The sequence below is a fragment of the Streptomyces odonnellii genome (assembly GCF_000981895.1).
GTDB lineage: Bacteria > Actinomycetota > Actinomycetes > Streptomycetales > Streptomycetaceae > Streptomyces > Streptomyces odonnellii.
Genome location: NZ_LATD01000003.1, coordinates 1 through 24,038 on the forward strand (window position 1 = coordinate 1; position 24,038 = coordinate 24,038).

Consider the following 24,038-nt stretch of genomic DNA (forward strand, 5'->3'; position numbering starts at 1 on the left):
CGTGCCGGGCCAGGCTCAGGACCATGGAATCTCCTCGTTTCCAGAGCACGGTGTTCTGCTTTGCGAGGCGTACCGGGGGAGCGGCCTCCGCCGACATCTCTGCACGGCGGAGGCTGCTCCCCGCCCCCCGTTTCCCCCTTGAGCGAGCCCCCGTGACCGTCGCCGGACGGAGCTTCTCGGGGCCCGCGACATCTAGTTCAGCGGTCGGCGCATTGTTCGGCAGGGCTGATCCGACGGCCGAACATTGGCTGGGCGCGATCTTTGCGGGGGCATGAAGGGTACGTAGGTTGGCGTCCGGGCGGGGGTGGCTGAGAGGGGCCGACGTGGCGGGACGTCGTGAAGTGCCAGTGGATCCGGCGGCGGGTCCGGTGCAGCGGTTCGCGTTCGAGTTGCGCAAGCTGCGCTCCGAGGCGGACGGAATGACCTACCGGGTGCTGGCGCAGCGGGCGGGGTATGGGATGACGACGTTGTCGCAGGCCGCCGCCGGCGAGCAGTTGCCGACGCTGCCGGTGGTCCTGGCGTACGTAGCGGCGTGCGGGGGTGATCCGGCGGAGTGGGAGGCTCGGTGGAGGCAGGCCGTGGACGAGGCCGCTGAATCGAGTTCGAAGGGCGGGGAGTCGCCGTACCGGGGGCTGGCGCGGTTCGAGCCCGGCGACAGCGGCTGGTTCTTCGGCCGCGACAGACTCACTGCCGACCTGTTGGACCTGATGCGCAGGCAGCGGTTCGCCGCGGTGTTCGGCCCGTCCGGCAGCGGCAAGTCCTCCTTGCTGCGCGCCGGCCTGATCCCTGCCCTGCAGCACACCCAGGACGTGGGCCTGCGCCCGGCCGCCATCCGCATCCTCACCCCCGGCCAGAACCCGGCACGCACCCACGCCCACGTACTCCAGTCCGGCAACGCCAAACCAGGCGAACCGCGCCCGGACACGTTCGTGGTCGTCGACCAGTTCGAGGAGATCTTCACGCTCTGCCAGGACCCCACCGAGCGCGCGCGCTTCTTGAACCTGCTCCTCGCCGCCCGCCAGAGCGAGAACGGTTTAAGGGTTCTCATCGCGGCGCGTGCCGACTTCTACAACCGCTGTGCGGAACACCGCGACCTGGCCGACGCGCTGCGTGACGCCAACCTGTTGGTCGGCCCGATGAGTCCGGCGGAGCTGCGCGAGTCCATCGTCAAACCGGCCGCGGCGGCCGGCCTGACCGTGGAGCGTGCTCTGACCTCACGCTTGATCAAGGAAGTAGCCGACGCCCCGGGCGGGCTGCCGCTGCTGTCGCACGTGCTGCTGGAGACTTGGCACCGCCGCCGCGGCAAAACCCTCACCATGGACGGATACGAAGCAGCCGGCGGTCTGGAGAGTGCGGTCGCCAGAACCGCGGAGGACGTCTACGGCCGCTTCACCCAAGCCCAGCAGGCAGCGGCCCGCCGCCTGCTGCTGCGACTGATCAACCCGGGCGACGGCACCCCCGACACCCGCAGACCCGCTCAGCCCGAGGAACTGCAGACCTCCGGCTGCCAGGAGACCGGGCCGGTTGTGGAGACATTCGTGCGGGCCCGGCTGCTCACCCTTGACGGCAGCACCGTCGAGATCGCCCACGAAGCCCTCATCACCGCCTGGCCCCGCCTGCACAACTGGATCGAGCAGGACCGCCAGCGACTGCGCGTCCACCGCCGGCTGACCGAGGACGCCATGGCCTGGGAGCGGCTGAGCCGGGATACCGGAGCGCTGTACCGTGGCGTGCGTCTGGAGCAGGCCGCCGGACTGGATCGCGACTCTCTGACGGCTGCGGAGCAGGCATTCCTCGATGCCGGCCTGACAGCGGCTACTGCCGAACGCGCGGCGGTCCGGCGCCGAGCACGGCTGAGACGTCAGGCGGTGGCACTGCTGAGTCTTCTGCTCGTGGTGGCCACTACGACCGCGATCTGGGCTGTGGGCGCGCAGCGAGCGGCGAACAAGCAGCGTGACGTCGCTCTGTCCCGGGAGCTGGCAGCCAGGAGCGATGCCCTTCAGGTGAAGCGGCCCGAGGAGGCAATGCTGCTGGCTCTCCAGGGCTTTCGACGGGCCCCGACCGTGGAGGCCCGCAGCAGTCTGATCAGCGCCTACAGCACGTACGGGGCCAATCAGCTCACCGGGCACGCCCAAAGCGTGCAGGCGGTGGCGTTCAGTCCTGACGGGCGCATCCTGGCGTCGGCGGGCGAAGATCACAGTGTGAAGCTGTGGGACACAGCATCAAGGCGGTTGATCGGCACGCTGAGCGGTCACACCGATACGGTGAATGCCCTGGCCTTCAGCCCCGACGGACACACCCTCGCCACCGCCGGCGCCGACCACGGCGTCAAACTGTGGAACCCCTCCACGCGGCAGGAAACAGCCACCCTCACCGGCCACACCAATGCTGTGAATGCCCTGGCCTTCAGTCCTGACGGACGCATCCTCGCGACCGCTGGCGGCGAGGGCACGATCAACCTGTGGCAGACGGCATCACGCCGCCCCATCGCCACCCTGTCCGGGCACACCCAAGCGGTCTTGGCGGTGGCGTTCTCGCCGGACGGACGCGGCCTGGCCACGGCCGGTGCCGACCGCACCGTCCGCCTGTGGCAGACGGCATCACGCCGTACCGTCGCCACCCTGTCCAGGCACACTGACGCCGTGCGCACGGTGGCTTTCTCACCGGACGGACATACCCTGGCCTCGGCCGGCGATGATTTTTCTATTCATCTGTGGAACGTTGCAGCCCAACCTAAGGCCTCGGTCCTGAACGGTCACAACAATTCCGTAGCGGCGGTGGCGTTCTCCCGAGACGGCCGCACGCTGGCATCAGCCAGCATCGACGGCACAGTCAGGTTATGGAACCCCACTACACAACGGACGACCGCCACCCTCGGCGGCAAGTCCGCTTTCTACAACGCTCTGGCATTCAGTCCCGACGACCGCGCTTTGGCCACTGCCGACGCTGACGGCACGGTCGGATTGTGGAACACCGTCAGCCACAAGGCTATCGACGAATTCAACAGCGGCGTATACACCGGCAGGGGAGCCTTCAGCCCCGATGGGCACACCCTGGCCACAGTCTCCGATGGCGGTGTCCGACTGTGGAATGTCGACCGGCGGCAGCAGACGGCGACGCTCACAGACCCCGATAGCTCAGCCTACGCCGTGGCCTTCAGTCCTGACGGCCACACCCTGGCTGCCACCAGCGCCGACGGCACCGTCCGGCTGTGGAACACGTCAAGTCACCGGCAGACTGCCGTTCTGAGGGGACATCAAAGCAGCGTGCTGGCGGCAGCCTTCAGCCCTGACGGCCGAATTCTGGCCACGGTCGGTTACGACCGCACCTTACGGCTGTGGAGCGTGGCAGAACAGCGCATCGTGGCCGTCCTCATCGGCCACACCGACGCCGTCTTCGCCGTAGCTTTCAACTCCGATGGCCAGACACTCGCCACCACTGGTGCCGACCGTACCGTCCGGCTGTGGGACCTCGACACCCGCCGGACCAGCGCAGTTCTCACCGGCCACAAAGACGCCGTCTACGCTGTGACATTCGCGCCTGACGGCCGCACACTCGCCACGGCGAGCGCCGACCGCACCGTCAAACTTTGGGACACGGCAGCCCACCACATGAAAGCCACCCTCGCTGACCACAGCGACGCCGTCTCCTCGGTCGTCTTCAAGGACAGCAACCACCTGATCACCGCAAGCCACGACCGGACCCTACGTCTGTGGAACGTCAGCGCACGACGCACCGAAGCCATTTTCCGCGGCCACACCGACAACGTCACAGGCCTGGCCATCAGCCCTGACGGCCGCACCCTCACCAGCAGCGTCAGTCGCTCCGCCCGCCGCAGCAACGGCGGCAGCGGCAGCGAGCTACGCCTATGGAACCTCGACACCGGAGAGATTGCCCAACGCATCTGTCAGGCCAGCAGCACCCACCACTGGCCCCAACTCCTGCACGACTCGCCGGTAGCAGGCACCTGCACGTAACGCGGCCGGCGCCCGGCATCTGCTTACGCTCTCACCAGCAACCGCACTATGACCGTGTTGGTGCCGGATGACGGGCTTGCTCACGCCCGAAGGGCGAACTCCGCATATTCCTCCCCTGGGACGCGAGCGAACGACTTCCTGGATCGGGCGCTGTGACTGGGGCGTTGAGTTGAGTTGCGAGTGGGCAGCCTCCAGGAACGCTTTCCGGGCGTCGTGAGTCTCTGGCCGGAGCTCTCCCAAAGGCACTGGGTGGCGGGGGTGGTACGGCTACTGTGGTGCCGGGATCCGGGAACTGGAGGTGTCCGGTCGACGCCTGGTCGTTAAGCCACGAGGAGCGCGTGCAGCTCTACCAGCTGCTGTTGGACGCGTATACCTCCAGAAGTGATCTTGAGAGGCTCTTCTACTTCCGGCTGAGTCAGAGTCTGGGCTCCATCGCGGGAGAGACGGACAATCACGACGATCTGGTGTTCAAGGTCATCCAGAACGCGGAACAGCACGGCTGGTTACGGGAACTGGTGCGGGCCGCTGTCGAACACCGGCCGGGCAAGGGACAGTTGGCGGAGTGGGCCGAGCTGCACATGCCGGGACGGTCGGCGCCCTCCGACGGTGCCCGGCTTCCGCGGCTGGCCTTCGATCTGCGGGAGATCCGCAGGATTGTCGAGGAGGCTGCGGCCGGTCCCGCCAACCTGGCGTTCGAGTCGGTGGTGATCCACGACGACGTCGTGCACCTCTGCCTCCGCGATCAGGACGCGTCGCGCAACTATCTCGTCCGCGTCCACGGACCGGTCCTCGACATGGAGGCCTCGGCGGGGCGATTCGCCGAGGAGGTGCGCCGGGCGCGGCAAGCCGCGGAGCATTACCGGGTTGCCAACCTCCTGAGCGCCGGGCTGACTGCGGACGGACACCCCTACCTCGTGCAGGACATCGGGCACGCGGACATCCTTCGGCCGTCTCCGCTGGGGGTGACCGAGGTGATCGACATCGGGGCGAAGCTCGCCGACGCGCTGACCGTCGCGCACAATCGCGGCGCCGCCTATGGGCCCATCGATCCATCGCACATCGTCCTCGCCGCGGACGGTGAGCCGTTGCTCGCCTTCCCCGCGCTACCGATGTTCGCGTCGGCGGAGGCATCGCCCGCGACACCGGACAGGGACGTCAGCGGCCTCTGTGCAACCTTGCTGGCCCTGCTGACCAACGGGCCCGTGGAGGGCGCGCGGGCCACGGGGAACATACGGGTGGCCACGCCCGGTGCTGCGTCAGCCGACGAGATCCGGATGGAGGAGAAGCTCCGCGAGATCTGCGCGGCCGGGGCGGAGGGCAGGCTGATCGCCGCGGCGGTCCGGGACCGGCTGGAGACGGTGAAGCGTGACTCTGTGGCCGCGAGTCGCGCGTCGCGCGTGCTGGCGCGAATGCCCGCGAGCACGGCCGATCGACTCACCGAGAGCGAGGTGGTCTTCTCTCCGCTCCCGCGCGCAACCGCGTCAGCTGGTCCGCCCATACCGTCCGCCAGGCCTCAGCCGCCTCAGCGAGGTAGGGGTCGTCCGCCGGACGCAGTGTGACGTCGCCGGCCTCGTCGGTCACCGAGGTCACGGTCCATGTCCGGCCGCACCCGCGCGGGGGCTCGCCGGGCTGCCCCACGTGCTCCCGGCCACAGGCGCAGGTCAGGGCGACGGTGAGGACGGACGGGCCGGCCGTCGGGATACCCCCGCCCTCGAACGTGGTCCCGGTGAGCCGTACCACCGCTGTAGCGGTGTGACGGCAAGCCGGGCATGGCCCGTCCAGTCGCAGGGTCGACCCGACCCGGCGACCATGCCACGCCGCCAACTGCGTTGCCGATACCGGAATCCATTCCAACGAGTGGACCATCCCGCTCATATCCCGCCTCTCCCACGGCTGCCCCTTACGGTCGCCATGGCCCGCGCGTGCATCCAGAGCACCCATGCCCGGCCGCACGCACGGTCATCCCACCTGACACCGGGCCACGGCCCCAGTGCCAGGTCAGATGACCAACTCCCCCGCATCGCGGGACTTTCGGTGGGCGACCGACTGCACCTGCAAATAGAATTCACCGACCCGCTCGCCCAAGCAGACGCCGAAGGTCCACCGCCAGAACACAGCCCGGGAACGACTCAAGCGCGCCAATCTCATCGCGACCAAAGTCCGAGCCGAACAGCGGCTGCGCGACCTGGTCGACTTTCCGAGCGGCTGGAGCAGACCGGCCTTGCCCGGGCCGAATCCCCGCCCTGATGGGCCCGGGTCCTCGGCCCAGTCCCCACTGTGGGAACCGACTTTCGCGAACAGCCGGAACTTGAGTCCCGCCTGCGCGAGATCGACGATGCCCTCGCGGCACACCCAGACCGCGACAGCCCTCTGGTCCCGGGGAATCACGAACTCAAGCGATCCACAGCGATCCTCGAAGAAGCCGTACGCGGCCTGATGGTCGGCGAATTGGTCGCCGACATGAGGTAATAATCATGCCCTGGTCGGCGCTTGATTCCTACGGGTAGACGGCAGCGGCCAACTCCCCTGGTCGTCACCGCCAAGTCCAGTCCGTAACACGGGGTCCACACTCACAACCGATCTGAGCATCCGTCGGCCGATCGGCCTCGCCCTTCCCTTCGTGCCGAACCGGCTACCCACTCCCCAGTCAGAGTCTTCGATGAACGTTCCCATCCCCGACGCCTACGAATGTACGGAGCCGAAGCCTCTCTTGATTCCTGCCATCAACTCGACGGCCGACCTGCTGGGTTGGTGGCTCGGAAACGTGCGGCATCGGTTCGGCGACGACAACGCCCGCCCCAACGCCCTGATGTTCCCCCAGCGAGCGCCGCACCCCCTGAGGGGCTTCTGCGGACGTGTTGGAAAGGACGCCTCACGGTCGGTGACACCCGGAACCAGGCGCTGCGGAACCCGGTCAATCCCACTGCCATCCCCCACGGTCAACCGACGGTCGCGGCTTCGCCGGGCGGCCCTGAATGAACTCCCCAACCTGCTCTCGCAATTGCCTCTCGCGCTCTGGGTAGTGCACGAAGAAGAAACCATCACCCCGCCGCAGCCATTTCGTGGTCAAGAGCGGTCATCTGGTCAGCCCAGGCACCTGTGCAGAGGCGGCAGTTCACCGTCTGTGTCACCGGGGGAAACAACTCTAGGTTCCGATCAGCCGCAGACCCTGCCGACCTGCCCGGGCCCACAGCCAGCCATCGCCGCAGGCCCAGATGCCGGGTCAAAGCCGCTGCGCCCAGACAACGATGAGACTGACGGCAGCGGTTCCGGCTCCGTAGCAGGCACCGCGGAACACGTTGCTGGCGACGGCCCGCCGCTACGGGACCGTCCAGCGGATGAGACGGTGCGTCAGGCAGTCTTCAGCCCTCCAGTCGGTGCACTGACTCCGATGCCGCTGGTCCGTACGTAGCGGGCGACCGCCTCAAGGCCCTCGTTGAACGCTGCGTCGGGGGCGCGGAGTCGGCTATGAAGTGGGTCAGTTGGTGGTACCAGTGCTGGGACGCCTTACTCTCACCAAGCGTCAGACACACCCCGGAAGCCTCCGACCAGTCGGTCTGGTAACAAATGGACGCAGGCGTGGCCTGGGCAGGTGATCCGATAGCGCTGCCGTGGGGAGGGGGTTGTATCGGTCCTTGTGAGCCCTCGCTGTACTTGTTTGGGATACCCGGGCGGTTCTGCCAGCGGCAGAACCGCGGCCGGGCCGGGCTCGACGATCAGTACAGTCCAGACTCATGACACCGATTACGACGCGTATGGTCGAGTATCCGGCCGACGGTTTGACGATGATTGGGCACCTCGCGCTCCCGGCCGGTGTCGACCGCCGGCCCGCGGTGCTGCTCGGACCAGAGGGCATGGGGCTCAGCGACGTCGAGCGCCGCAGGGCCGATGCTCTCGCCGAGCTGGGATATGTGGCGCTGGCCTTCGACCTTCACGGCGGGCGCTACTTGGGTGATCCCGAGGAGATGCTGGCCCGTTGCATGCCGCTGCTCGCTGATCCCGACCGGATGCGGGGCATCGGTCATGCGGCGCTCGACGTGTTGCGCGCCGAACCGCGGACCGACCCCGACCGGATAGCCGCCGTCGGCTACGGCACCGGGGGCGCCGTCGGGCTGGAACTCGGGCGCGGCGGCGTCAGCTTGCGCGCGATCGGGACAGTCAACGGACTGACCACGGGCCGACCGGGCGAGGCGGCGCGCATTCGCTGCCCGGTGTGGGCCGGGGTCGGGTCGGAAGACCCGATCATGCCGCCCGCGCAACGGAACGCGTTCACCGCTGAGATGCAGGCCGCGGGCGTCGACTGGCGCCTCGCGGTCTACGGCGGCGCCTTGCACGCCTTCCACCACCCGCCGGTCGGCCACCCCGTGGTCCCCGGCGTCGGCTACCACCCACGACACGCGCAGCGAGCCTGGCGCGACGTCGTCGACCTGCTCACCGAATGCCTGCCCGTGACGGAGGACCTGGGTGTATGACCCGGGCAAACATACTGACACCAGGCCTGGTCGGCGTCGGGCACTGACAGTCCCCTCCCCTCAAGTCCGCACAGCAGAACCACATTCGGGCAGATCCTGGATTGCGGAGACATATGCACAACTGCCCCAGTAAGTGCCGATTTTACTGCGGCAGAGCCCCTAGCGTGATCATTGCGACCTGCGGCGGGACATTCCGGCCGCCGGGGCGAGGTGTACGCATTTACTGCGGCAGTGCCGCAAGGGCGGGGCGGGCGTGACGACCGAACCAGTGACCGGACTCGGAAGCGGCGGCGCGCTTCGGCTGCCGCGCGCCTGGGTCGTGCCGCTGTCTGCCCCGCCGGCGACGTACACCACGGCGGTCGACCGGTATTTGACAGGTGCGGTCATCGCGAATTCCTCCGCGCGGATCTACCGGATCTCGCTGACGACATGAGGATGGATGCTCAACCGCGAGCCCGCGCCGACCGGGCCCGCCCGCCGGGGCGCGAAGCCACCCGTCTTCCCTATCGCCGGAATCGACGACCCGGCACTGCCCGAGACACTGGCCGAACTGGCGGCAGCGCGGGCGGACGAGTCGGGGCGACGCACACGTGCGCCAGCACTTCCTCAACGGCCTCGTAGGCGTCCGACATCCGGCTGCCGCAGGTGCTGACCGCATCCAGCTGATCAATCAGCAACAGCGTCGGGCCTCCGTCCGCGACGCCGGCCAGCAGCACCGCCGACGAGTTGACGGTACCGGTTGATCTTCTGGGCTCGGCTGCCCCGCGGCGGACGTTCCGCTGGTACGAGGGCACAAGCACTATTCCGGCGCCTACGGGGCGGCGACTACGCAGAATCACTTGATCTGCGAGTCGCGTCTGGAGCTTGGGCGGGTGTTGTTCGCCGATTTCGATCTCTTGGTGCATGGCGTCGTGGCCCGGCCGTTTCTATTGAAGCTATTGAAGGTCGCGGTCAAGGCCAGGTCCGCAAGCACATCCCGGCTACCTACTGCTCACCGAGAACGGCCCGGTGGTGGTGACTGTCAAGCCGCATCGACGGCTGCCCGGCCCGGTGGTGGCGTTGGTGTTCGTGTGGGCCGGGCAGGTCGTCGAGGCGCGTGACGGGTGCTCAGCGTCTCGTCTCGTATCTGGTCAGGATCACGCCGCCGGGAAGTGTCCGTGTCTCCAGCAGGTTCAGGTTCACCCAGTTGTCCAGGGCGGTGAAGAACGGTGTGCCGCCGCCGACCAGCACCGGGGCGGTGGCCAGTACATACTCGTCGATCAGCCCGGCCCGCATGGCCGCCCCGGCGAGCGTCGCGCCGCCGATGTCCATCGGGCCGCCGTCCTCAGCCTTGAGCCGGGTGATCTCGGCGACCGCGTCGCCGGTGACCAGGCGGGTGTTCCAGTCGACCTTGTCGACCGTCGAGGAGAACACCACCTTCGGCATGTCCCGCCAGCGGCGCGCGAATTCGGTGTGCGCCGGGGTGGCGCCCGGCTGCTGGTCGGCGGTGGGCCAGTGGGAGCTCATCGTCTGCCACAGCTTGCGCCCGTACAGCGACAGGTCGGTCGCCTGCAACTGATCGGACCAGAACTGGAACAGCTCATCGCTCGGCAGCCCGCCCCAGCCGATGTCGTCGCCGGGCGCGGCGATGTAGCCGTCCAGGGTCAGGTTCATGCCGTAGATCAGTTTCCGCATGGCGCCAGCCTTCCGTGAGTCGGTCTCACACGTACAGACCGGCGCGGCGCGGGAAACTCATCGGTACGCGATGCGGCTCTGCGCGTCGGCGACGTGTTCCTGAAGGTGGACGCCGATCAGGCGCGCATCGACGCCGCAGGCCAAAGCCGTACCCGGTGCCACGCCGGGCGAAGTCAGGAGGCCTACGACCTTCAGCACAGACACTTCTCGCTTGCCCGCAGTGACAGTTGATGACACGCACCGGGCGACGCATCCCCGCAGCGCTCACCATCGGCAACCGTACGTCCGTCTCTGCCGTGCCCGGTCCGGGTAGGCGGAACGCTTCGGGGAAGCGCGGGAGTAGCCGGGCGAGGCTGGAGAGCCGATCGACTGGCGGCTGAGGGGGCATTGACATCATTCGCGAAGTGCCCGACGCGGCGTCGCCTGGTGTGACCGTCAGGAGAACACGGCCACACCAGGCGACCACGGACTCATCGCGAGGCGAGAGCCGGGTACAGAGCCGTGACGGGCTGGGAGATCGCGGCGTGCACCTTGTTGGTCATCTCGTCGGTTATCACCTCATGCTCGCCGGCTTCGAGCGCGTCGTAGATGGCAGCGACGACGTCAGCCGGCTTGTTCATGCCGGACCTGTCGGCGTCGGCCTGCATCGGCGTGTCGGTTGCGCCCAGGTAGGCCCCCAACACCTGGACGCCTTCAGGTTCCAGCTCCAGCCGGAAGGCGTTCGTCGCCATCCACAGTCCCGCCTTGGAGACGCTGTGCGCCTTCCCGACGGCGAACCAGCTGAGGACAGAGCCCACGTTGAGCAGTGAGCCCTTGGCCGAGCGGAGCGCGGGCGCGAAGGCGCGGGTCAGCCGGATCGGGCCGAGCAGGTTGGTCTCGATGTTTGCTGTGATGTCGTCGAACGGGGCGGTCAGCAAGTCCCCGCGCGGGAAGATGGCCGCGTTGTTCACCAGGATCGTGGTGTCGTCGGCCTGGCTCAGGACCCGATCGACCGAGTCGGGGTCGGTCACGTCCAGTGGCAACGGCACGACGCGGCCGTCACCCCACTCCTTGGGCCTGCGCGCCGTCGCATACACACGGCGGGCACCCCGATCGAGGGCGGCCTTGACGAACTCGGCACCGAGCCCGCCGTTGGCACCCGTCACCAAAACAGTCGCATCCTTCAGAGATGTCATTCTTCGGTTCCTTCCTAGCAATAGAGCTGAGCAGGTCAGCACCACGCCACGTGGTTCTCTTCAACGGCGTGCGAGGCAAGCCGACTCCGGCGATCCCATCGACCAGCGCCACGACTGCGGCAGCGATGCCGAATTCGACCACCGGGGAGATCACTCCGATGACGTCGGCAAGCGCCGCGGCGGTCACGCGGATACCCGCCGCGAGACAGGCGACGGCACAGGTCGCACGACGAACAGTCCTGCGCGTACGTGCGCCCTCACCACGAGGACGAGCCCAGCGGTCTGAACGTCCGCTCCCCCGCCGACACCCCCGACAGGGGGTAGCCCGCCACGGATATTTACATCAGTCACAGAACCAGGGACATCAGTCACCGTAGCAAATGATGGATCGGTGACCAAACCAAGCAGTAAACTTCCATGTATGGCACTGGGCACCGGCTATCAGAATCAGGACTGTTCGATCGCGCGATCACTTGAGGTCGTGGGCGAACGCTGGACCCTGCTGATCATTTGCAGCCTCTTCTACGGGATGCGCCGCTACACCGACATCCGCAAACGCATAGGGGTCTCGCCTGCGGTCCTCACCCAGCGCCTCAATCGGCTGGTCGAGGAAGACGTCGTGGCCCGTGTCCCTGGAATCGGAGCACACGACGAGTACGAGCTGACCCCCAAGGGCGAAGAACTCTGGCCCGTGCTCTCCGGCTTGGCGCAGTGGGGCAACGAGCACTACGTGAAGCCCGAGGAGCGTCAGATCCTCACCCATCACCAGTGCGGCACGATCCTCGACGGCACGGGCCTGTGCGCGCGCTGCAAGATCGTCCCCGCCGCCCGCGATGTCGTTCGGCAGCCGCGGCCGGTCGACATCGAGTCCGATCGCGCCAGTGTGCGGGCCCGGGGGCCGCGCCCGCACCGTCTGCTCGAACCGCTCAAGCCCTGAGCGGGCGGGCCGACGGCTTGCTGGGCGTCGCCGCCCGGTCCCTTTCACCCTGCTTGCGTCCGACGTAGCGCGAGCCGCCGCCGCCGGGGATGTTCCCGAGCTTCTTCACGTCGACGTGTACGAGCGGCCCTGGGCACGGGTGCTCGTAGCGGCGGATCGGCTCACTGGTCCGGCGGATCGGCTCACTGGTCGCGCGGTCGACATGCGACAGCCGGTTGAATCGTGGAGCGGCAGGGATGCGATGCACAGCCGACGGCGCGATCCCGAGCCGGGTCGCGAGCCGAATCGGGCATCCCCGTAACCGAATTCGGGGGCTGCCGCCTCGTTTGGTACCGCCTCGCTCGTCTTGCTCGGCGAGGGTTTCGGACGTGACGAGCGGTCGTCCATGGGCTCGCCCGGCGGGACAGCGGTCGGCCCACCGCTTCACGGTAGGCCGGGAAACCCGGAACCGAGCACCAACCTCGCTGGCCGGCCACCCCGCCCTCTAGAAGGGTCGTGCGCCCTTCAGGCGGTGGCGCGGAATGAGTGCGGCGTTGCGGTGCGGCACGGCAAGACCCTTCCTGGGCCGTGGGGCGCAGGAAGGGCCAGCGGGTTGTGTTCAGGGTTCGAGCAGGGGCCCGAGGGTGTGGGCGAACTCTGCGGGCTCGGCGCTTGCGCCGAGGTGGTTGCCGGGCATGTCGATCAGAGGTAGCTGCAGGAGTTCAGCGAGTGCTTGGGTTGCCCGGCGCGCCATCTGGTGATGGCTCAGCGAGCCGGCGCACAGCGTCACTGAAACGCGACGGACGGCCTCGATGTCGGGGACGTAGAAGACCGTGGGGCCGGCCATCCGCCCCAGAAAGTAGCGGTTCTTGTCGAGTTCCTCGGCCGGTAGCCCGGGCAGCGCCATATGAACGGGAGGCGTCTGGTCCGGCCCCGTGTGGTGGGCAGCGCCGCTGCAAAGAACTCCTGCACCGCCCGCTGAGGATCAGCATCCGCGGCTTTGAACGCTGCCGCGGCTCGGGCCGCCAGGTCCGCGTCATCCAGGAGATACACAAGGGGCGGCTCATGCAAAACAGCCCGGCCGACCACGTCAGGATGCCGCTTGCACAGCTCCGGCAGCGTCACGGCACCACCACTGGTACCGACAAACAGGGCGGGCCTTCCGGTGAACCTGTCGACAAGCGCAGCAGGTCCTCAGCAAGGACCTCGAGCGTTGGCGCAGCCATCCCCGGGACCGCGGCGGCTGGCACCGATACCACGTGGAGCGTGGGTGACGACGGTAAACCGGCCTGCGAGCTCATTCGCCAGCGCTGCGAAACCGACCCGCCCAGCCGGCGCGCCGACGAGGAACAGCAATGGCCCCTCACCCTGGGCACCGAAGGCAATCGTGCAGTCCGGTCGGTCGAGAAGGTCCACCGAACTCGTGATCCGGTCATTGAAGTCCGCGATCTTCCGAGTGATCACATCGAGCGCACGGTCCAGTTCCTCGCGCCTGTCGTGGACGCGACGGCGATGAGCCGTCAGCAACTCCACTCGTAGCCTGGCCGGATCAGGCACCTTGTCGTCGGCGCCTGTGAACTGCGCGATATCGGCCAGTGGCATCCCCGTCTCACGGAGATGAACCAGCATCCGGATCAGCTCGACGTCGGCCGTCGTGTATTGGCGCCACCCTGCGCTGTCGCGCCGTGGAGACGGTACGACCCCCTGACGTTCGAAGTACCGCAGCGTGTCGGGCGCCAGACCGATCCACGCCGAGACCTCCGCGATACCGAACAGCCCATCTGCTTCGCTCATGCCTCAAGCCTCGCCCCTGGACCTCGGTACAGGTCAAGCAATCGTCAACCGACCGCGGCTCAGACAAATCAACCTGTCCGACCAGTACAGCCAGTGCTGTGACCAGGGACGTTCACCGGGGTGAGGTTGTGGTGGAGGATGTCGCGGGCTGGTCGCCGGGCTTGCTTCGAAATCGTTGGACCCCTTTCGGGTCAGTCAGCGAGCATCCGCACGTGACAGATGAAGCCGATCACAGGCGGCCGCTCACGCGGAGCCCGAAACGTGTCCGTTTTGTCGAGCTGTCCGGCGGGGCGATGTCCGCTTTGCTGGCCGGAGACTTGTCCGGAGCCAGCAGGATGGCCGGAGTTTCCCTGACTGAGTACTTCGTGACCGACAAAGCACGGTGGCTGTGGCAGTTCCGGCTCGACCAGATGGCCGCCGATCCCGGCCATGCGCGGTGGATGATGCGGCAGGCGGTCGTCGGCGACAAGGGTCTCGTCGTCGGACATGCCGGGTTCCACGGACCGCCCGATGAGGCCGGCATGGTCGAGATCGGCTACTCCGTCGCTCCCGACTTCCGTCGCCAGGGATATGCCCGGTCCACGCTGATCGAGTTGCTCCGCCGGGCAGCAGTGGAACCCGCGGTCAGGACCGTGCGAGCAACAATCAGCCCCGACAACGTGGCATCCCTTGCGACGATCTCGGGCTTCGGCTTCGTTGAGGTCGGAGAGCAATGGGATGAAGAGGACGGTCTCGAACTCGTCTTTGAGGTCCCTGCCTGCCGGGTTCCACCCGCCTGATGGGAAGGTTCGCGGCAGAACGCTGAACCGTGCCCCGAGCGTCCGGCGCGGTGGTCAGGCCGCGGCAGCTAAGGGTTGTCCCGTAATCGCTGGTGGGTCAGCGCGCGGCGTCAGATGCGGTGCATCGCAAGGCGGAGGGACGTCCCCATACTGGGCGTATGGGGATGTTCCGACAACGCGGCGAGGTGCCGTAGCTGTCGTCGCGCGCCCGCCATGGATTACGGGACAGCCCTTAGGGCGCGTCCACCCCAGCGGATGCCTTTCTCGCTGCGGATGGCGCGCGTTCGCGGCGTTGAGCGGCCAGGATGTCGGGGGGGGCAGGCATTCGCGTTGCGCCACCGCAGGTAGCGGTGCAGGGCTCGCGTCTGCACGGTGTGGTTGGGCCGGATCTCGGCCCCTTTGTGGGTGGAGAGGTTGTCGAGGACCACGTAGATCGGGGGCACGTATGAGATGCGTTCCCCGCAGGTCAGGGCAGCTCTCAGCGTCAAGGCGTCAAGCGTGGTGAGGTCGTCACCGACAGTCCGACAGCGCTCTTGCGTCGCCACCGGAACGATACGGAGCCTCCTCCTTAGGTAGTTTGTTCCGTATGTCCACCAAGAGATAGACTTGTGTGACTGAAGGAGGAAGGCACTTCAAATCACATCAGCCGCAATGATTGCTTCGTGTGCCAGCAGTTGCAGCAAAATCGCTGACGATCTTCTCTCTGATGATGCAATTGGAGGAGAGCATGTCGACCCTCTCCGCGATGCGCGAGCAGAGAGCCACCCATTTCCGCACCGAGAACATCGACGGAATCAAGGTCTTCTACCGTGAGGCTGGCCCCGAAGACGCCCCCGTTGTCGTACTGTTGCATGGATTCCCCACGTCCTCGAGGATGTACCGAAATCTCATTCCGCAACTTGCGGACCGCTACCGCGTCATCGCCCCCGACTACCCGGGGTTTGGGCACAGTGACGTACCTGGCCGGGAGAACTTTACATACGATTTCGACCACATTACCGATATCGTGGATCAGCTGCTCGATCGCCTGAACGTGCGGGATTTCACGCCCTACATGATGGATTTCGGTGGGTCCATCGGATGGCGCCTCGCCGTCAAGCACCCGGTACGCATCAAGGCGGTTGTCCTTCAGAACGCGCCGCTGTATCCGGAGGGCGACGAAGGCGGTTTCTGGGAGGACATCCTTCCCTACTGGCGCGACGGGTCGGCAGAACACCGGGATGCCGCCAGGTCCTACGTCACGCCGGAGTGCACCCGGGACCAGTACCTGCACGGAGTCGGCGACCCGTCACTGGTCGACCCCGACTGCTGGCTGATCGATCAGACGCTGCTGGACCGGCCCGGCGTCGACGAGATCATGCTGGATCTCCTGTACGACGTCTCGAAGCAAGAGAAGGTCTTCGGCGCGGCAAAGGAATTCCTCCGCAAGGAGCAGCCGCCGGCGCTGATCGTGACGGGCGCCAATGACACCGTGTTCCCGGAGTCCAACCAGCGGATGTTCCTGGACGACCTGCCGCACGCGGAGTTCCACGCCCTTGACACGGGTCACTTCGCCCTGGAGGAGAAGGGATCCGAGATCGGGGGTCTGATGCGATCGTTCCTGGATCGGAATGTCTCAACCTCGTAGTTCGGTTATCACGGGAAGTGATGACGTGCCCTGGCCTCCCGCACCCCTCTCGTGGGATGTCTTCACATCAGAGCCCCTGCCGACGCTCGTTGACGAGCCTCCCCCTGGGGAGCGGCACCGTGTGTGGCCTCCCATTTCGTCGACTCTGATCTACGGAGTACGGGACGCGGTCCTGGTCGACGCGCCGATAACGGTCGACCAGGTAAGAACGCTCATGGACCGGATCGTCGCAGCGGGAAAGAATCTCACGGCGGTTTACGTGACACATGGCCACGGCGACCACTGGTTCGGGGCCGGTGCCCTCACCGACCGGTTTCCCGGTGCCAGGATCGTGGCCATTCCGGCAGTCGCGGAGCAGATGCGGCAACACGCTACCGACGCCGAACTCGCGTTGTGGAAGGCCCGCTTCCCCGGGCGTATGCCGGACAGGATTCGCATGCCCGAAGAGATCCGCGACCACGTCGTCGAGCTCGAAGGGCAACAGTTGACGGCCGTCGAGCTCGGGCATACGGACACCGACGACACCACATGCCTACACGTTCCGTCCGTCGGCCTGGTTGCAGCCGGTGATGCGGTCTACAACGGCGTCTATCTGCAGCTGCGTGAATCCGACGTGGACACAAGAAGCGAGTGGATCGCAGCTGCGGACACCATCGAGTCGCTGCATCCAAGCAGCGTGATCGCCGGGCACAAGAGCGAAGGTCGTTCCGACGGAACGGAGATCATCGCGGAGACGCGGCAGTACATCCGGGATTTCGAGGACGTCCTTGCGAAGTACACAACGGCCCGGGAAGTCTTCGATCGGATGGTCTCCCGATATCCGACATGGAAGTACCCCGGCGCTCTGTGGGCTTCGGCCGCCCGGTTGAAGGACTCCTGAACCACTGGCAAGAGGAGCACACCGTGAAGGTCGTCAATCTGGCGAAGTACGTCGACAGCCCAGAAAAGGTGGAGGAAGTCCGGCCCGCCCACCGCCAGTACATGGCGGAACTGCTCGACAAAGGACAACTCGTCGTTGGCGGGCCCTACGAGGACGACAGCGGCGCATTGTTCATCTATGACGTGGATTCCCTGAGCGACGCCGAGAACATCGTGTCTGCCGACCCCTACAAGACGTCAGGCGTGTGGGAGAGCTATGAGCTCAAACCATGGCAAGTCATCAAGGCAGAGCCCGCTCCGAACTGGTAACTCGACGAGTGTGGGCCAACACCGGCCACCGCGTGATGTACGGCGGCCCCCGTTGCTCCCTCGTCGCGGCCGTAGCGACGCGGGCTCGGCCACGGATGGAGGGGCATCGACAGAACCCGCTGAGCAGTACGGGTGCTCAATTATCCGCAGCCAGTTTCCGGTTGATTCCGGATCGGCCGATGTCCAGGCCGAGGAGCGCGGTCAGGGCCGTGCCGCTGTTCCAGAAGCCAAGAAGATCGACGTCGACGAGAACCAGGGCGTGGCGGGCGGCGAAGGCCCGGGCCAGCTTGGTGCTGTTGACCGCGGTACTCGCCCACCACCTCGACGCCGACGCGCACGTGCCGGACGACTCCCGGCAGCGCGCCCTGCTCCTGCGCATCGAGGCGTTCGTACAGCAGCATTTGCACAACCCCGAGCTGTCTCCGAGCGCCATCGCCGTCGCCCACAACATCTCCGTCGGCTACCTGCACCGTCTCTACCGCGCACGCGACGACACCGTGGCGGCCTGGATCCGTGGCCAGCGCCTCGAACGCGCCCACCGTGACCTCAGCGACCGTACGCTTCGGACCGTAGCCGTCCACCGGATCGCGGCCCGCTGGGGCTTCCCGGACCACACCACCTTCACCCGCGCCTTCCGCGCCGCCTACGGCCTCCCGCCCCGGGACTACCGTCGCCAGGCCCTCGCCCCCCCCGTTACCTTTTTCGTGGCTCCGCAATGGGGCCTCCGGCCTTCGGGTCCGGCATGACTTCCCCCCTTGTTGTTCATGATCCGGGGGGTGGTGTCACCGGGTCCGGAGGCATCGACGGACCGCTGATGAGGGGCTTGAGCACCGGATTCACCCGAGCCGGAAGAGCTCTCCGTAACGTGGATGTGGCAGCTCGGTGCCCTGGCAAGGCCGGACGAAAGCGTGATGGAGGGGCCTGCACGTGATCGACACCGGCGACGTCGACGTCTTCCTCGGCCTGGACGTCGGCAAGGGCGAACACCACGCCACCGCCGTCACCCCGGCCGGCAAGAAGGCGTTCGACAAGCGCCTGCCCAACACCGAACCCAAGCTCCGCGAGCTGTTCGCGAAACTCCAGGCCAAGCACGGAACAGTGCTGGTCGTTGTCGACCAGCCGGCCTCGATCGGCGCCCTGCCGCTGGCGGTCGCCCGGGACATGGGCTGCCCGGTGGCCTATCTGCCGGGACTGACGATGCGGCGGATTGCCGACCTCTACCCGGGTGAGGCCAAGACCGATGCGAAGGACGCGTTCATCATCGCCGACGCGGCCCGGGCGATGCCGCACACGCTGCGGGCGATCGACGGCGAGGACGAGACGATCGCCGAGCTGGAGATGATCGTGGGGTTCGACGACGACCTGGCCGGCGAGGCCACTCGGGTCGCGAACCGGCTCCACGGCCTGCTGACCCAGATCCATCCGTCGCTGGAGCGAGTGCTGGGGCCGCGGTTGCAGCATCCGGCAGTCCTCACGCAGCTGGAACGGTTCGGGTCTCCGGCCCAGATCCGCAAGGCCGGCCGGCGGCGGCTGGTCACCCTGCTGCGGCCCAAGGCACCGAGGATGGCCGAGCGGCTGGTCGAGGAGATATTCGCCGCGTTGGACGAGCAGACCGTGACCGTTCCGGGGACCGAGGCGGCCGCGCTGATCGTCCCGAGCCTGGCCGGGTCACTTACCGCCGTGCTTGACCAGCGGAAACTGTTGGCCGGACGGATCGAGGAACTTCGGGAGGCCCACCCTCTTTCGAAGGTCCTGACGTCGATGCCGGGAGTCGGCGTCAGGACCGGAGCCCGCATCCTGATCGAGGTCGGCGACGGCAGCACCTTCCCGACCGCCGGCCACCTCGCTGCCTACGCCGGTCTCGCCCCGGCGACCCGGAGCTCGGGCTCCTCGATCCGTGGCGAACAGCCCTCGCGGCGAGGAAACAAGCAGCTCAAACGGGCCTTCTTCCTCTCCGCGTTCGCCGCCCTGGGCGACCCGGCCTCGCGGGCCTACTACGACAAGAAGATCGCCCAGGGCAAGCACCACACCCAGGCCCTGCTCTGCCTGGCCAGACGCCGGGCCGACGTCCTGTTCGCGATGCTCCGTGACGGAACCTTCTACGAGCCCCAACCGACTGCAGCCAGGTGAGGAGTCCAGACCGCTCGATCAGTCCTCCGGCCGAAGCCGCTGACGAGCGGCCTCAAGCCGCTGGTCATAGTCAGGCGCGAACAGCTCGGGAAGGGTCTTGTCGAGTGTTCCGGCGATTCGATGGATCGGTGCCCAGACCGCCGCATCGTCGACAACACGGCTGAGGTCCGTCATCTGGAGCTTCTCCAGCCAGTGCGACAGCACCAGTGCCTCGTCACTCGTGAGCTTGATCGTGACCTGGCTATCACTCATGCACACCCCTACGACTCGGCCCGCCCTTGACCGCACGAACCTACTGGCCTCGGACCTTGACCAAACACATAGGGGCACCCCCCCGCGTAGCCGGCTTTCACGTGGCCACCATCTGCCCCGCGGACGGCGGTCACGTCAAGATTCCAACCGACCGCGAACGTGGGCCCTCCCCCGGCTCAAGTCGCCGCCCGCCGTGCAGTTCGTCCATCCGGCGGTAGGCAGCGTGGGGCTGGGCACCGACGGCGGGGCGGTATTCCAATGCCCATCCGCTCAGGTGCCCAGAACGCGGCCCAGGACTGCCTACTCCGAAGCAGGGCCCAGGCCCGCCCTCTCCACCGCCCGCCGTGCCTCGGCCACCACTTCGGGATCAGTGACGAAGTGGGTGTCCTGCTCGGCCGACGCTCCCCCGGTGCCGAGCGGTACCCAGCGGCCTCCTCGCGGGGTCAGCGCCCTGGTCTTGGCGGACAGGTGGACGGCGGAGGCTCCGGCCGAGATCAGGGCCGGGATGTCGGCGGGGCGAACCCCGCCGCCGGCCATCACCTGCACCCCGGGTGCGGCGGCGGCCATCGCGGCGATCGTCTCCCGCCCCTCGGCCGCGGTGGGGGCGCCGCCCGAGGTGAGGACCCGGGTAAGGCCGAGCGAGGGCAGCAGTGCGGCAGTGGCCACCGGGTCGGCGGACTGGTCGATGGCGCGGTGCAGTGTGATGTCCACTGGGCGGCCCGAGGCGCGTGCCGCTTCGACGAGCCGGGCGACCGCCACGGTGTCCAGGGCGCCGTCGGCGGTCAGCGCGCCGATCACCACGCCACAGGCGCCGGAGGCGATGACGGACCGCACCTCGGCGGCCATCAGCGTGATTTCCTCCGCGGCATGGACGAAGTCGCCGGGTCGGCACCTGACCAGCACGTGTAGCGGCAGCCCCTCCCGGACAACCGCCTCCACCAGGGCTGCCGACGGGGTCAGGCCGCCCAGCTCCAGGGCGGCACAGAGCTCGACCCGGTCGGCGCCGTTCTCCCTGGCGGCGCGGGCGCCGGCCGGTGAGGTGACGGCGATCTCCAGGGCGGGTGGTGCGGTCATTCGTCGTCCCCGCTGAGGGGCTGGTCGGAGGCGGGGATGAGGCGTGCCGACAGGTCCGGCTCGGTCATCTCGCGGTCGAAGGGGAACATCGGGCGGCGGATGCGGTGGTGGCCCAGGCGCACCAGGTCCTGGTCCACACCGCCGGGGGTGAGCGCCATTTTCCAGCCGCCGGACATGTCGAAGAGCTCCGGCTCCAGGTAGCCGATCTTCACGATCACGATGTCGGCGCCGCGCGGGTCGAGGTCCAGGTCGGTGAAGTCGTGCTCGTGGTGGTAGGGCTTGCGGAGCTTGGTGAGGATCACGTACACGCTGCCGACACGGATGACGACCTCGGTCTCGGCGTCGCGGTCGTCGTGCCGGACGGCGTGCACCACACCGGTCAGGGTGACCGGGCCCGCGTGCCGGTCGTCCACCTCGGCGCCGGCGGTGACCGTGACGGCGGCGCCGGTGCCGGCAGCGACGGCGGTCTCGACGGCGGCCGGTCCTGGCACCGAGGCGTAGATGACGGTCGGGCCGTCGTCCTTCCGGAACTCCGGGCGGGCCAGCAGCCGGGTCAGGCCCCAGGTCACGTCACCGGCACCGCCGGCGGTCGGATTGTCCCCGGTGTCGCTGATGAAGTACGGGCGCAGGTCACTGGCCAGGGCCTCGTCCAGAATGCCGTCGAAGGTGCCGGTGGGGGCGACGAAGTCGAAGTCGTCGCGGGCCTTCCAGAAGCCCTGGGCCAGGCGTTCGGCACCGGCCGACACGGCGGCAAGGTCGGTGCCGGTCACCACCACCGCGGCGCGGTTGCGCGGTTCGTCGGCCCAGGCGTAGCCGACCCATATCGCGGCGTCGATCACGCCGTCCACGGCCTCGGTCTCGGCCACGGCCGCGTACACGCTCCTGGCCGGCTCGATCCGGGTGGAGGTCTGCTCGCCGGCCAGCAGCACCGGCACCGGCACCCAGGCCTTGACCGGGCGGGGCGCGCCGGAGACCAGCAGGTCCACCAGGTTGCGGACGGCCCGCTCCTTGGTCTCCATGTGGTCCTCGTGCGGGGCCATCCGGTAGCAGGTGATCAGGTCGCTGCCGTGGACGAGTTCGCGGGAGACGTTGCCGTGCAGGTCCATCGAGGTGGAGATGATCACCTCGGGCCCCACGGTGGCGCGGATACGTGCCAGGAGCACCGCCTCGGCGTCGTCGATGCCCTCCACGGTCATGGCGCCGTGGATGTCGTACCAGAGGCCGTCCGGCTGGGGCAGCGCGGCGAGCCGCTCGATCAGCTCGTCGGTCAGCTCGGCCCAGGCGTCGGCGGTGACGGTGCCGCCCGGCAGCGACTTGCCGACCAGGGCGCCGTGCCAGTCGGCTGCCTCGCGCAGTTCCTCGCCGGGGGCCAGGAAGGGGTAGCGGTCCAGCACGTCGGCGCCGCGCGAGGGGTGGAAGGCGGGGGCCCGGGTGCGAGCGGGAGAGAAGGTGGACGACTCGATGCCGAGTCCGGCGATGGCGATGACCGGGCGGGCTGCGGCGGTGCGGGATTGCGGCATGGCTCCTCGTAGCTCGTGGGAAGTGGGGCGTCGGCGTTGGGCGTTGGGCGTCAGGCGTGGCGGGGCGCGGGGGCGCGGAACCGGTCGGTGGCCGGCTCGGCGCCGCCGACCCCGCTCAGGGCATGGGCCATGGCGCGTTGCAGGGCGAACTGTCCGGCGCCGACCAGTCCCGCGTCGGCGCCCAGGCTGGCCCGCTCGATGGTGAGGTGTTCGGTGACCAGCGGGTGGCAGCTCTCGTAGAGCTGGCTGCGCACAGCGGCGACGAACGGCTCCAAGGTGGAGAGGATGCCGCCGAGGTAGACGGCGTCCGGGTTGAAGAAGTTGACGTTGGCCGCGAGCACTTGGCCGAGGTAGTCGCCGGCCCTGCGAACCGCGCGCGTGGCCTCCGGGTCGGCGTCGACGGCCAGCCGCACCACGTCCTCCGGGCGGCTGACGTCGACGCCGCGCTCGCGCAGGATGCGGACCAGGGCCGCGCCGGACGCCACGGTTTCCAGGCAGCCGGTGTTGCCGCAGGAGCAGGGGATGTCGCCGCCGCCGCCGATCCGGATGTGGGTGATGTCACCGGCCACGCCGGTGGCGCCCCGATAGAGATGTCCGTCGACCATGACGCCGGCGCCGATCGCGGAGCCGATCTTCACCATGATCGTCTTCCGGTACTCGGCGGGCCGTACGGTGTGCTCGCCGACCGCCATGCAGTTGGCGTCGTTGTCCACGGCGGCCGGGACGCCGAAGCGTTCCTGCAGCCAGGCGGTGACGGGGAACCGGTTCCAGCCCGGCATCCGGGACGGCATGACAGCAGAGCCCGACACGATGTCCACCGGTCCGGGCAGCGAGAGCCCGACCCCGCGCAGTCGGTCCCGTCCGCGCTGCTCGGCCAGCGCCTCCAGAGTCTCGGCGAGCCTCGGCAGGGCCGCCTCGGGACCGTCGGCGATCAGGAAGGGGACGGTCGAGACATCGGTCAGGTCGCCGCCGGGCAGCACGACACCGATCCTGGCGTGCCGGCCGCCGAGGTCGGCAGCGACGGCGAACTCGTCGTTGCTTCCCAGTCTCAGCACTTTGCGAGGGCGCCCGCCGGTGGAGGACTGGGTGCCCTCCTCGGCGATCAGCCCGCGCTCCACCAGTTGAGCCACGCTGAGGGAGATGGTGGAGGCGGAGACGCCGAGCAGTCCGGCGAGTTCGGCGCGCGACGAGGCCTGGCCCGATGCGACGAGTTCCAGGACCCGCGCGGCGAGAGCCGAGGTGCCTTTCGCGGCCTTGCCGTCCCAAGCACTTATTCCAGTCATATAAGAAGTAACTTCCGCAACGGTGTGTATGGCGACGACAGTATGCCCGCGCTTCATCCAAGGGAAGAGTCCGATGAAGAAAGTGAACGGTCCACGAAATCCCTCAAATCGGTCAAAATGCACCCGTAAAAGAGGGCCGATCAAGGCGAGAGGACTTTCTTCGAGCCCGCAGTAACT

Annotated in this window: 20 protein-coding genes and 3 pseudogenes; 13 read left to right on the forward strand and 10 right to left on the reverse strand. The window is 67.8% G+C overall.

Annotated elements, in window-relative coordinates; all coding sequences use genetic code 11:
* Positions 1-323: 323 nt before the first annotated feature.
* From WH07_RS00225 to WH07_RS40640, 5 genes are all read left to right on the forward strand, one after another.
* Positions 324-3,977: an nSTAND1 domain-containing NTPase gene (locus WH07_RS00225; protein ID WP_157877139.1), complete on the forward strand. Its 3,654-nt coding sequence runs from the start codon at positions 324-326 to the stop codon at positions 3,975-3,977.
* 275 nt (positions 3,978-4,252) lie between these two features.
* On the forward strand, positions 4,253-5,536 hold the full coding sequence (locus WH07_RS00230; RefSeq protein ID WP_269801338.1) for an effector-associated domain EAD1-containing protein: 1,284 nt from the start codon (positions 4,253-4,255) through the stop codon (positions 5,534-5,536).
* A 718-nt stretch (positions 5,537-6,254) separates the two neighbouring features.
* Positions 6,255-6,446 carry a hypothetical protein gene (locus WH07_RS39435; protein WP_157877141.1) on the forward strand — a complete coding sequence of 64 codons (192 nt, stop codon included), beginning with the start codon at positions 6,255-6,257 and terminating at the stop codon, positions 6,444-6,446.
* A gap of 1,265 nt (positions 6,447-7,711) precedes the next feature.
* On the forward strand, positions 7,712-8,449 hold the full coding sequence (locus WH07_RS00240; RefSeq protein WP_046494096.1) for a dienelactone hydrolase family protein: 738 nt from the start codon (positions 7,712-7,714) through the stop codon (positions 8,447-8,449).
* Between the two features lie 253 nt (positions 8,450-8,702).
* Positions 8,703-8,882 carry a hypothetical protein gene (locus WH07_RS40640; protein WP_232788644.1) on the forward strand — a complete coding sequence of 60 codons (180 nt, stop codon included), beginning with the start codon at positions 8,703-8,705 and terminating at the stop codon, positions 8,880-8,882.
* Positions 8,883-9,556: 674 nt separating this feature from the next.
* On the opposite strand, the gene WH07_RS00250 is transcribed toward WH07_RS40640, so the two are convergent.
* Positions 9,557-10,123, reverse strand: coding sequence for a dihydrofolate reductase family protein (locus WH07_RS00250; RefSeq protein ID WP_046494097.1), 567 nt, complete (start codon positions 10,121-10,123; stop codon positions 9,557-9,559).
* Positions 10,124-10,201: 78 nt separating this feature from the next.
* On the opposite strand from WH07_RS00250, the pseudogene WH07_RS42050 reads away from it, so the two are divergent.
* Positions 10,202-10,279, forward strand: a pseudogene (locus WH07_RS42050) (aminoglycoside phosphotransferase family protein); the annotation flags it as partial.
* A gap of 314 nt (positions 10,280-10,593) precedes the next feature.
* On the opposite strand, the gene WH07_RS00255 reads toward WH07_RS42050, so the two are convergent.
* Positions 10,594-11,298: an SDR family oxidoreductase gene (locus tag WH07_RS00255; RefSeq protein WP_046494100.1), complete on the reverse strand. Its 705-nt coding sequence runs from the start codon at positions 11,296-11,298 to the stop codon at positions 10,594-10,596.
* Between the two features lie 421 nt (positions 11,299-11,719).
* Between WH07_RS00255 and WH07_RS00260 the strand changes: the two genes are divergently transcribed.
* A complete protein-coding gene (locus tag WH07_RS00260) occupies positions 11,720-12,235 on the forward strand; it encodes a winged helix-turn-helix transcriptional regulator (protein WP_046494102.1) in 516 nt (171 codons plus the stop codon).
* A 13-nt stretch (positions 12,236-12,248) separates the two neighbouring features.
* Here WH07_RS00260 and WH07_RS40645 read toward each other — a convergent pair.
* The 3 genes and pseudogenes from WH07_RS40645 to WH07_RS40150 all read right to left on the reverse strand — a co-directional run.
* Positions 12,249-12,782: pseudogene (locus WH07_RS40645) on the reverse strand (IS481 family transposase); the annotation flags it as partial.
* Positions 12,783-12,833: 51 nt separating this feature from the next.
* Positions 12,834-13,121 carry a hypothetical protein gene (locus WH07_RS40145; protein ID WP_046494104.1) on the reverse strand — a complete coding sequence of 96 codons (288 nt, stop codon included), beginning with the start codon at positions 13,119-13,121 and terminating at the stop codon, positions 12,834-12,836.
* A gap of 287 nt (positions 13,122-13,408) precedes the next feature.
* The gene (locus tag WH07_RS40150) at positions 13,409-14,008 is read right to left on the reverse strand and encodes a MerR family transcriptional regulator (protein ID WP_198533680.1); all 600 of its coding nucleotides are present in this window, start codon (positions 14,006-14,008) and stop codon (positions 13,409-13,411) included.
* A 293-nt stretch (positions 14,009-14,301) separates the two neighbouring features.
* On the opposite strand from WH07_RS40150, the gene WH07_RS00275 reads away from it, so the two are divergent.
* Complete coding sequence (locus tag WH07_RS00275) at positions 14,302-14,787, forward strand: GNAT family N-acetyltransferase (protein WP_046494107.1); 486 nt, start codon at positions 14,302-14,304, stop codon at positions 14,785-14,787.
* A 218-nt stretch (positions 14,788-15,005) separates the two neighbouring features.
* Here WH07_RS00275 and WH07_RS40650 read toward each other — a convergent pair.
* Positions 15,006-15,170: pseudogene (locus WH07_RS40650) on the reverse strand (IS630 family transposase); the annotation flags it as partial.
* Positions 15,171-15,451: 281 nt separating this feature from the next.
* On the opposite strand from WH07_RS40650, the gene WH07_RS00280 reads away from it, so the two are divergent.
* The 5 genes from WH07_RS00280 to WH07_RS00300 all read left to right on the forward strand — a co-directional run bounded on the left by WH07_RS00280 (position 15,452) and on the right by WH07_RS00300 (position 19,732).
* Positions 15,452-16,414, forward strand: a complete 963-nt coding sequence (locus WH07_RS00280) for an alpha/beta fold hydrolase (RefSeq protein WP_157877143.1) — start codon at positions 15,452-15,454, stop codon at positions 16,412-16,414.
* Positions 16,415-16,439: 25 nt separating this feature from the next.
* The gene (locus WH07_RS00285; protein ID WP_198533681.1) at positions 16,440-17,294 is read left to right on the forward strand and encodes an MBL fold metallo-hydrolase; all 855 of its coding nucleotides are present in this window, start codon (positions 16,440-16,442) and stop codon (positions 17,292-17,294) included.
* A gap of 23 nt (positions 17,295-17,317) precedes the next feature.
* Positions 17,318-17,602: a YciI family protein gene (locus WH07_RS00290; protein WP_046494111.1), complete on the forward strand. Its 285-nt coding sequence runs from the start codon at positions 17,318-17,320 to the stop codon at positions 17,600-17,602.
* A gap of 290 nt (positions 17,603-17,892) precedes the next feature.
* Complete coding sequence (locus WH07_RS40655) at positions 17,893-18,348, forward strand: helix-turn-helix domain-containing protein (RefSeq protein WP_232788649.1); 456 nt, start codon at positions 17,893-17,895, stop codon at positions 18,346-18,348.
* 181 nt (positions 18,349-18,529) lie between these two features.
* A complete protein-coding gene (locus tag WH07_RS00300; RefSeq protein ID WP_046494113.1) occupies positions 18,530-19,732 on the forward strand; it encodes an IS110 family RNA-guided transposase in 1,203 nt (400 codons plus the stop codon).
* A gap of 18 nt (positions 19,733-19,750) precedes the next feature.
* On the opposite strand, the gene WH07_RS00305 is transcribed toward WH07_RS00300, so the two are convergent.
* From WH07_RS00305 to WH07_RS00320, 4 genes are all read right to left on the reverse strand, one after another.
* On the reverse strand, positions 19,751-19,984 hold the full coding sequence (locus WH07_RS00305; protein WP_046494171.1) for a hypothetical protein: 234 nt from the start codon (positions 19,982-19,984) through the stop codon (positions 19,751-19,753).
* Between the two features lie 300 nt (positions 19,985-20,284).
* Positions 20,285-21,058, reverse strand: coding sequence for a copper homeostasis protein CutC (locus tag WH07_RS00310; RefSeq protein WP_046494114.1), 774 nt, complete (start codon positions 21,056-21,058; stop codon positions 20,285-20,287).
* Complete coding sequence (locus WH07_RS00315; RefSeq protein ID WP_046494115.1) at positions 21,055-22,578, reverse strand: M81 family metallopeptidase; 1,524 nt, start codon at positions 22,576-22,578, stop codon at positions 21,055-21,057. Before WH07_RS00315 ends, WH07_RS00310 begins: the two co-directional genes overlap by 4 nt.
* Positions 22,579-22,628: 50 nt before the next feature.
* Positions 22,629-23,861 carry an ROK family transcriptional regulator gene (locus WH07_RS00320; RefSeq protein ID WP_046494116.1) on the reverse strand — a complete coding sequence of 411 codons (1,233 nt, stop codon included), beginning with the start codon at positions 23,859-23,861 and terminating at the stop codon, positions 22,629-22,631.
* Positions 23,862-24,038 lie beyond the last annotated feature (177 nt).